Origin of the sequence: Rhodopirellula sp. JB055, from assembly GCF_043100905.1 — a bacterium.
GTDB lineage: Bacteria > Planctomycetota > Planctomycetia > Pirellulales > Pirellulaceae > Rhodopirellula.
In genome coordinates this window covers 1-9,336 of record NZ_JBICHO010000168.1, presented here as the reverse complement: position 1 = coordinate 9,336, position 9,336 = coordinate 1, and the positions used below count along the sequence as shown (strand labels likewise).

Genomic DNA, 9,336 nt, shown 5'->3' with positions numbered 1-9,336 from the left:
TTGCAATGTCACGTGATCCCTCGCTGATCGAGTTGTGATTTGGTAGCCGAATTCGGCTGCGAGGCATTCACTCGGATTCGGGGGCTGGAAGTCCGAGTGATCCGCCTTCTTCCGGTTGGGCTTCGTCGGCGTTCTCAGCTTCCGCGGCTTCGTCCTGGTCTGGCTCGCCTCGTTTGCCTCTTCGCGAACGTCGTTCGGTCGGCGGAGGCGTTTCGCCGTAGACGCGATCGGTTGTGATCTGGATCGATTCGGCTTTGACCTTGGTGTCGTCTGGCGGTTGGTAGAACCCTCGCACGTCGACGGCGTCACCCGGTTGGGCGAGCGACAGGTTGTTGACGCGAAGTTGCAGTTCCAGGTCCGGCGATGTCATCGTTTGCACCGGAACATTGCCCGCTCGCAGAGCCACGCCGCCTTGCGGGTTGAGAGCCATCAGGTTGCCAACCACGGTCACCGGGCCAGTCGGTGGACCTGCGTTGCCGCGTTGCGGTGGGTTGCTGGGGTGAACCCCCGGTTGAAACTTTTCTCGCTCACGGCCTTTGAGCAACTTCACGTTGACGGGCGCGAACAGTTCGAGTTTGCTGACTGGTTCTAGTGGAGTGCCAGCCGGGCCCAGGTTGGCTTGGAAACGAACCAACATGCCAGGCCGCAAGTACGCCGGCAAGGCTTTTGCAATGAAGGTCAATTGCGAGATGGAGTCAGGTGTCTGCACCATGACTTGGGTGCCGTCTTCCCGCTCGATCGTCAGGATCATACCGCGGTAGGAAACCAGCTTACCGCGGAACGAGGTGACCTCGTTGGTGCCACCCGCTGCGGCGTTGTTGCCAAAGCCTTGAGCGGTCGCGGTCGCGAGCGAAATGGAGAGCAATCCGAAAGAGAACAGCAGGCCGCCAACAAATCGTTGAACGGCCGATCGGAAGGAAAGCGGTGACTCAAACAGCGACATGGGTTGCCTCAGGTGGGAAGGAGGGAACCCAAATTATAACTATTCATCGTCGGCACGCATGAAAGGCGTCAGGACGAGCGAGTAGTCGCAGAATTCGTCGGCGTTGAAGTACAGGTCCAATTCACGCTTCGCCGATTCTTCGCTGTCGCTGGCGTGCACCAAGTTCATTTGGCGGCTGCTGCTGTAGTCACCACGCAGGGTGCCAGGAGCGGCTTGCAAACCGTTGGTGGCGCCGAGCATGTCGCGGACGACGCGGATGACTTCCAGGCCTTCCAGGGCGATCGCCACGACAGGAGCCGAGGTGATGAACTCTTCCAGCGAGGGGTAAAACGGTTTTTCGACGTGTTCGGCATAGTGTTGCTTGGACAGTTCAGGCGTCACTTGCAACAGCTTCATGGCAACGATGTGCAATCCCTTGGCTTCGAATCGGGACAGAACGTCACCGATCAGACGGCGTTGGACACAATCAGGTTTGAGCAAGACGAGGGTGCGTTGCATGACAGAAACACAAGGGTTCAGAAGGTTTTGAAAACGGGAAATTCGCCAAACAGACTCGGCGGAGCAGAAAAATACTCAACACAGGCTTTCGTCGGAACCCGCCACGGCCCCGTCCGCCTGGGATGGCGAAGGGTTGGATGCTCGGGCGGTTCGTTCCAACCACCGTAAAAACAGCCCGCCGGCCAATGTCGAACCGCCCTCCCCGATTGTCCACCATCCGGGCAATCCTGACATCGCATCGACGATCCATTGCAGCAATCCAAATGCGATGGTTCCAAGTGCGGCCCAGCGGATCAGATCGCGATACCGTGGCAAGTCGGCGGAAAGAATGCACAGCAACGCGCCAACAAACCCGTACAGCAGGGACAAATTGCGAGCCAGATAAAACGTCAACGGCGATTCCGGGAACGGATCGATGCCGAGTTCCTGTGCGATCTCGATCATCCATTTTTCGGGCATGATCGCGGCGGCAAAGGCCAGCAAAGCAGTCATGCCGATGGTTCGCAGGAACCATTTCAGTCGTTGATCAGGTGTCATCGGAGTCGGCCCAGGGGGGTGGCGGAGGCGTCTCGCAGACCTGGATCGCGGCAACCGCGGCAGGAGGAATCTCGATCGCCCGGTGCCGATTCAAATCGACGAAGACCCAACGTGTTTGGACTTTGGCCAGCACCGTTTGGTCGGCCGGACGAGTCACCAAGTAATGTCGTTGGCAGGAATATCGATTCCAGCTTGGGATCCACGTCCGAATGATCAGCTCATCGCCCGCGAGCGCCGCCGCTCGGTAGGTGATGTCGTGTCCTCGAACGACCCAGCCCAACCCGTCTTTCAGTGCGGCGGCCGCGTCCCAGCCCTCGGCGGCACTGTGGTCGCGGGCGGCCCACAACGTCCACTGCAAATAACGCAGATTGTGAACGTGTTGCTGGGCGTCGATCTCATCGTCGGCGACGGTGTGGTGCAGGTCGAAGAAAGCGTGAGGCATGCGCGAGGTTTGGTTGTAAATCGGCGAGCGAAGAGTTGGCAAAGTCATCCTATCGCGGTGTCACAGAAGCGTTGTAGCCGGGTTCGTCAAGAATTCGGATGCGTCGACGTGGTGAGATCCGAATTCTGGCGAATCCGGCTACGTTGGGGTGGCCTTGCTAACGCGGCGGGTTGTGACGGGGGCGTTGTAGGCCAGGTTGTACCTGGCGGGGTGATTGGACGGACGTCGCTGGGTCTTGCGAGTGTGGTTGGACGCCTCGCTTTGTTCCAAAGCATCGGCTGGGTGCCAGGTGATCACCTGGCCTACGTTGAAGTGGTCCCTCGCTGACGCGTTCGGGTTGTGGAGTTGGGGAGTCCGAATTCTGGTGAATCCGGCTCCGGCTGGGGCGGCCTTGCTAACGCGGCGGGTTGTGTCGGGGGCGGTGTAGGCCAGGTTGTACCTGGCGGGTGATTGGACGGACGTCGTTGGGTCTTGCGGGTGTGGTTGGACGGCTCGCTTTGTTCCAAAGCATCGGCTGGGTGCCAGGTGATCACCTGGCCTACGTTGGAGTGGTCCCTCGCTGACGCGTCGGGTTGGGAATCTGGCTACGGGAGGTGCAACTTCAGATCAGTTCGGTGACTTTCCCGTCGCTGTCGGCGAACGACTCGACGGGAACATCAAGCTGCTGAAGCATGGTGACGAACAAGTTGGAAAGCGGTCGATCCTCGTGCGAGATTTCTTGTTGCCACGGTTCGCGGCCGCCTTCCCAAGCACCACCCTGTGGATTGGAGCCTGCTTTGTTGACGTACTTCCCGTGCTTGAATCCCATGTTCTTCCCCCCGGCTAAGATCAACGGGTAGTTGCGTGACAAGTGGAAGGCACTCGATGCGGACCCGAATAGCAACAAGGTGTTGTCGAGCATCGATCCACGTCCGGCAGGTTCGGCGGTCTCTTTGAGCTTGCCGACGAAGCGTCCGAATTCCTCGTTGAGGAATTGGCAATAGATCGCGAAATTTTTCCAGCCGCCTGGGTTCTTGGTTTCGTGCGAGAGTTGGTGAGCGAGGCTGAAACCAACGGCACGAGCCAAGTGGTCGCTGATTCCCACACCGTTTTCACGACCGATTTGGTAGGTGGCGACGCGTGTGGAATCCGTTTTGAAGGCCAAATAAATCAGTTCGAACATCGTCTGCAAATACTGACGCGGTTCGTCCGGAGTCAGGTTGAGGTTCAAGTGATCTGCGTCGACGGTTGGCAGTGGTGTGTTGAGCCAGTGCTTTGCCTTTTCGACTTTGATCTCAGCTTCACGGACGGAGTCAAGGTATTCGTCCAGGCTGGACTGATCGTTGGAAGAAAGCGTTTTGCGAAGGGAGCGTGCATCGGCGAGCAAGTCGTCCAATGCGCTTTGGCTGAGAGCGAGTCGCCGCGCCGCATCTTCGTTGCTTTTGACAAACAACATGTCAAAGATGCGTTTTGGACGGTTCTCGGCAGGGATGGCTCGTCCGTTCCGATTGAACGAGAGTGTGTGCGTTCCTCGAGGCGTGCCCGTCCCACCATCGGTGGACATCACGAGTGACGAGTATCGGGTTTGGTTGCCAACGAACTCGGCGTAAATCTGATCGAGCGAAATGTTGTTCTTGTAGGGACCGTTGGATCCCGTGTCCGCTGCGGTCAGGAATTGGTCGGCGTTGGAGTGCCCGTGGACGCTGCGTGATTTGGGGTGAGAGAAACCCGAGAGGACGCTGATCTCGTCACGCAGTGGTTCCAGCGGCGACAGAGCCTTTGTGAACGTGAAGTCGTTTCCGGCGCCATGCGGGAACCACGACCAGTCTTTGTAGGCGGGGTCTTCCGGCAATGGCATCGGGACGCCATCGGGGAAATAGAAGCAAGCCAATCGCTTTGGATCCTGCTTCTCTTCCGATGCTCGCACCGCAGACATGGCGACGGACTCGAACAAAGGCAGCGCGAGTGCGACACCGGTGCCGCGAAGGAAGCGGCGGCGGTCAAGGCCATTCAGGTTCAAAGTCATGGAAGGTTCCTTGGAGACTGCGGACTTGGCAAGAAAGAGGTGTGAATACGAAACGAGTGGAGATCACTTGGATTGAAACAGGTCGCTGGCGACCAGTTGTTGAATCATCGTGGCGAGGCCATCGCCCTGCTGGCGAACTTGCGCGGTGATTTGATCGACGCTGGAGTGGTCCGCAAACGTGAGCGGACGACCGAGGCCGAAGGTTGCCAATTTGTGAACCATCGCGCGAACGAACTGGTCTTGGCGGTCTTGCAGCAGATACCGTTTGAGGCCTTCGACGCCGGAGAGTTCTTGTTGATTGAACAGCGTCGCGGTTGCGACGACGGGTTTGCCATTGATGGAATCACGCCAGCGGCCGACCGCGTCATAGTTTTCGAAAGCGATGCCCCAAGGGTCAATTTTGGAATGGCACGACATGCAGGCGGGATGATTGCGGTGGTCTTCCATCCGCTCGATCAACGTCATCTTGGCGATTTCAGGGTCGGCCAAGTCGATTTCGGGAACCGCGGGCGGCGGTGGTGGTGGCGGATCGTTGAGGATGCTTTCCAACAACCACACGCCACGTTTGAGTGGGTGTGAGTTGGTGCCGTCCGAGTTCATCGCCAGCAAACCGGCCTGCGTCAGCAATCCACCGCGGCGCGGATCGGATTGCAGCGTGACTCTGCGAAAGTGGTTGCCGTGGACGTTGGGGATTCTGTAGTGCAGTGCCAGACGTTCGTTGACCATCGCGAAATCCGCGTGGATGAATTGCAGCACGCTTTCGTCTTGCTGCAACATTTCGTGGAAGAACGCGATCGGTTCTCGCTGCATCGCCTCTTTGAGTGACGGGCTGATTTTGGGTTTAGTTTCAGCGCCGTTGAGGAAGTCCAGCAGTTGAAGGTCGAGCCATTGATGCACGAATTGCTGGCTGAATCGTTCCGCTTTGGGATCCGCCAGCATCCGCTTGATTTGACGGTTCAGTTCTTCGGCAGAGGTCAGTCGGCCATTGTCAGCCAGTTCCAATAATTCCGAATCGGGAACACTGCACCACAAGAACAGCGCCAGTCGGGTTGCGAGTTCATGAGGCGTCAAACGGTCGGCGTCAGGGCCCAAGTCAGAGGACGCGTTTTCGCCAGCACGAACGACATACAGAAAGTTGGGCGAGGAAAGGATCGACGCCAGAACTTCGGAGGTGGCTTCTTCCATGGATTCGCATTGGTCGCGAATCGTGGTGAACAGTTTGAGTTTTCGTTGCACCTCCGCATCGCTTGGAGGTCGCCGCCAGGCTCGATGCATGAACGACGTCAGGACCTCTTTTGCGTATTGCTGTTCATCGTCGCGATTTTCACTGGCAAAGAAAATTCGTTGGTGCGATTCGGGAGGCCACTGGTCGTGGACGGGAGCGACGACTTCAACATGGTCGATTTGAATGGCTTCCTTGGACACCGAACTGTTGACAAACCGGATGTACTCGGAAGGGCTGGGCATGGCTCCCATCTTGGAGGCTCCGCGGACGGAGTTGCGTGGGTAGATGTCGCCCAGCGGAACATCCCATTCGTAGATCTGTGGTTCGTCGGGGGAGGCGGTCACCTGTTGGTCAGCGAGGCTGACACGCATGTCGGCACGGCCTTCGTTGCTGGCTCGCCAACCAAATTCCAATTGCAGACTTGGCGGGTGTGATTCGTCGTTGGAAGTGTCTTGATCACGCAACCAAGCGGCTCGAACGCGAACTCGCAGGATGCCTTGGTCAGGAACTTGATCGCCCAGTTCCACGATTAGCTTTTGATTTCGACCACCAGGCAACACCGCGACATGATCGAAGGTGGGCGGCATGACTCGCGGTGCATCTTCGGGACTCTTTGCATAGCGTGCACCATGGTAGGCCCAGCTTGCTGAGACCTTTTGCCCGTTGGTGAGGTTGCGGTAATGAGTGTCTCGTGGAGTTTTTTGAAAAGTATCGCGGAGCGCGTCAACTTCTTGCTTTTGCTTTTCAGGATCGTCCTTGAGTTTTTCAGCCAGTTGATCAAGTTTGGATTGTTGTTGGTGCCAATCGATCTGGCTGTTTTGTTTCATGCTGATGCTCCAATGGATCGGAGCAGGTTGTTCGCCCAACACGATGGCTCGGTCGAGAGCTTGCCGGGCCAGTTGTCGGTAGGTTTCCAGATGCTTGACCGACATGTGCAACATCTCGGAACTGTTTTGAAAACCGTCATCCGAGTGGGCTTCGGGAGGCAGGTCTTTGGCGAATTCGTAAGGCAGTCCGAGAAGGTCCTGCAGTGCGTGATTGGTTTCGTAGCGTGTCAGGCGTCGGAAGGACGAGTGGCCGCTGGTGGCACGTCGAAAGGTGGAGGCGACTTGAACTTCACCTGACAACCACTCGACGACGGTGCGGCGGTCTTCATCGTCCATCTCGAGTTCGTCTGGCGGCGGCATCTCACCGTTGTTGAGCACGGCCAAGACTTCGACCCACCAGTCCACGTCGTCGCCTTCGAGCAGGTTTGGATCGAGCGTGTCGATTTGGATGTTGCCCTCGACATTGCCGGGGCCATGACAGTCGATGCAGGACTCTTCCAGAATAGGAGCGATCACGTCGCGAAAGGTCTGGAGGTCGGCGGTGGGTGTTTTGACTTCCGTCGGCTTGGTGACGGGTTGAAGGTATTTCGAACGACTCGCGCCGTGATGTTTGATTTCGTCGAGCGACCGCGAGGAAGTGGAGACGGTGGAACGTTCTTCCGCCGTCAGACTGGATCCCGAGAGGCACCACCAACAAAGCAAGACAAGCAGAGCACGCGCACTCGCATGGAATGGTGGGGCGAACATCAGTGGCCGTATGGAAGGTGGGACGGAGGAGCGTCCACGACAGGACAAGGTCGACGATGAGACCAAGCCAATGTGGAGTCAAAAGCAAAAGGTGGGGACTTTCTACGCTCGTTCCAGTGAAGCTTGATTATGACTGAGAGTGCAAGAGGTTTCAATCGAACCATCCATGAAGTTGCCATTCAGTGGGGCGATTGAGGTCACAAAAAACCCACCAACGCGCACCGTTTGCTAATTCCACTCGAAAGTAATCACGACGAATCATAGAACCTTGCCACCATCGCGTTTCGATTCGTTCTGGGCCCCAATGTTGATGCACTTCCCAGATGCGACCGCGATATCGAAATCGGGGGGGGAATTGATTTTCATTCAGAGGCGATTGGTCATGGCTTAAAGGAATGAGACGTTGGGGTGTGGGATGCAATTGAAGTGGCCGACGTCCGGCGTCATGGGAAGTTGGTGCTCCATTGCGGGTTGCGTCGCGGGAGCGAAGGCGAGCCTCATCACGGTCTTCTGTTTTCGTGGAAGACTTGGATTTCGAGCGGCGTCGACTCTGTGGGGTGGCAAGTTTGCGACTGCGGGATTGTGTCATCGGATAATCCGACACCGTGTCCTCGGGAAGCGGATCGCGATTGATGCGAACACCTCGTACGGAATCTTCGCCGAGGCGGCCGCTCAAAGAATCAATCAAACGAGCGATGTCGGTTTGACGCGTCCAGTCGGTTTGGGTGTCGTTTTCGAAGCCGGGGCCAAAGATGGACGGTTGTGTGCTGGCCAGCATCGCGTCTTGCAACACGTCCAATCGAAGGTGCGTGACTTTGGATTGGCAGGCATGCGATTCAAACGCGCCGATCATCAGATTGCTGAGGTGGTCCAGGTCCAATGTCGGCGAGAACAGTCCGGATTCGAGCGTCACGGGGGGCGACTCGGTGAAGTCGACTTGGCATCTCAAACGCAGCACGCCTCGGTCCAGTGGACGCAAAGACGCGGTGGCGGTTTCGATCAAACGAGTGATCCGGTCGCGAATCAGGTCGAGGGCGTCGGTTGGGTATTCCAATTCAAGTGCGGCGGTGTGCTCGGTTGGAATGTCGATTGCGAGGATGGGTTCTTCGACTTCGCCGAGTGCTTGAGCAATCCGGTGGCACAACCCATGACCGATGCGAGTGGCCAATCCGCTGCGCGGCAATTGCAACAGGGAACCGATGGTTTCGATTCCCAGTCGTTGCAAGGTTTCCACGTCCTTGGGGTTCAAAAGCAAAGCCGATGGTGGCCGCGTTTGCAGGGCCTCGCGGGGGCGATCAGCGGGTGCCAAGAAAAAATCGAAATTGTTTTTGGCAGGATCTTTGGTTTGCGTTTGAGAGGGAGCGTGATTGGCGAGCGCCCAAGCCGCACCGAGTGTGCTGGCGATCGCCAAACGGGCTTTCAAGTGACGGCGTTTGAGAATCGTGGCCGCGGCGGCGAGCAAGCCAGGTTCGTCGCCGAACAGATGAGTGACCCCGTCGATCTCAGCGACCAGCGCCTCAGGGTCATGGCGAAAGCGTCCGGCCCATTTGAATCGGTCGAGTGTTTCCAGTGCGATCTGCGGGCACAGGTGGCTCTGCAGTTCCGTGGCCAAGGAATGCAATGCACGACGGTCTGCGACGCGATCGTGTTCATCGATGATCGCGGGTGGGACCGGTGGGACGGTTCGGTTCGCGACGCTGCGACTGTTGTTGTGTTGCTCGGCCAGGGTGTTGGTGATGTCGACGGCTTGCGCGATGGGCATGCCCAGACGCACGCCCATCGCGGCGGCGCGGGGGCAGTTGGCTGCCACGATCCGTCCACGACGTGGGTCGGCGTGCCAGAGGATCAGCGGCGCGGTGGCGACTTGGGGGCTGGGTGGGGGAGTGGGGAGTTCAGGCTCGGCCCTCCCCTCGCTTCGCTCGACCCTCCCAGTGGGAAGGTGAAGTTTGGAGGGAGAGGTGCTTGGCTCGACTTTCCCCAAGGTTGGGCGAGGTGTGGTGGGAGAGGTGTTTCGATCAGCCCTTTGGGAGGGAGAGGGAAGTGCGGAGGGGGCATTATCCGGCGGCGCGGCGTTTGGGTTGGCGCGGAGGGTTCTCTCGGCGTGTCGACGTT

The 9,336-nt window shown here is 58.0% G+C and carries 9 protein-coding genes; all 9 read right to left on the bottom strand.

The features are described from left to right. Nucleotides 1-67: 67 nt before the first annotated feature. Complete coding sequence (locus ACF8AM_RS06970) at nucleotides 68-943, bottom strand: hypothetical protein (RefSeq protein WP_392554933.1); 876 nt, start codon at nucleotides 941-943, stop codon at nucleotides 68-70. 39 nt (nucleotides 944-982) lie between these two features. Then, a complete protein-coding gene (gene ndk / locus ACF8AM_RS06965) occupies nucleotides 983-1,441 on the bottom strand; it encodes a nucleoside-diphosphate kinase (RefSeq protein ID WP_392554932.1) in 459 nt (152 codons plus the stop codon). Nucleotides 1,442-1,516: 75 nt separating this feature from the next. Further along, nucleotides 1,517-1,978 carry a hypothetical protein gene (locus tag ACF8AM_RS06960; RefSeq protein ID WP_392554931.1) on the bottom strand — a complete coding sequence of 154 codons (462 nt, stop codon included), beginning with the start codon at nucleotides 1,976-1,978 and terminating at the stop codon, nucleotides 1,517-1,519. Beyond that, a complete protein-coding gene (locus ACF8AM_RS06955) occupies nucleotides 1,968-2,420 on the bottom strand; it encodes an acyl-CoA thioesterase (RefSeq protein WP_392554930.1) in 453 nt (150 codons plus the stop codon). Before ACF8AM_RS06955 ends, ACF8AM_RS06960 begins: the two co-directional genes overlap by 11 nt. An 86-nt stretch (nucleotides 2,421-2,506) precedes the next feature. Continuing rightward, a complete protein-coding gene (locus tag ACF8AM_RS06950; protein WP_392554929.1) occupies nucleotides 2,507-2,695 on the bottom strand; it encodes a DUF1589 domain-containing protein in 189 nt (62 codons plus the stop codon). Between the two features lie 119 nt (nucleotides 2,696-2,814). Further along, nucleotides 2,815-2,931, bottom strand: a complete 117-nt coding sequence (locus ACF8AM_RS06945) for a DUF1589 domain-containing protein (RefSeq protein WP_392554928.1) — start codon at nucleotides 2,929-2,931, stop codon at nucleotides 2,815-2,817. A 90-nt stretch (nucleotides 2,932-3,021) separates the two neighbouring features. After that, nucleotides 3,022-4,425: a DUF1552 domain-containing protein gene (locus ACF8AM_RS06940; RefSeq protein WP_392554927.1), complete on the bottom strand. Its 1,404-nt coding sequence runs from the start codon at nucleotides 4,423-4,425 to the stop codon at nucleotides 3,022-3,024. A gap of 63 nt (nucleotides 4,426-4,488) precedes the next feature. Next, nucleotides 4,489-7,224: a DUF1592 domain-containing protein gene (locus ACF8AM_RS06935; protein ID WP_392554926.1), complete on the bottom strand. Its 2,736-nt coding sequence runs from the start codon at nucleotides 7,222-7,224 to the stop codon at nucleotides 4,489-4,491. 151 nt (nucleotides 7,225-7,375) lie between these two features. Continuing rightward, nucleotides 7,376-9,004: a Y-family DNA polymerase gene (locus tag ACF8AM_RS06930; RefSeq protein WP_392554934.1), complete on the bottom strand. Its 1,629-nt coding sequence runs from the start codon at nucleotides 9,002-9,004 to the stop codon at nucleotides 7,376-7,378. Nucleotides 9,005-9,336: the final 332 nt, after the last annotated feature.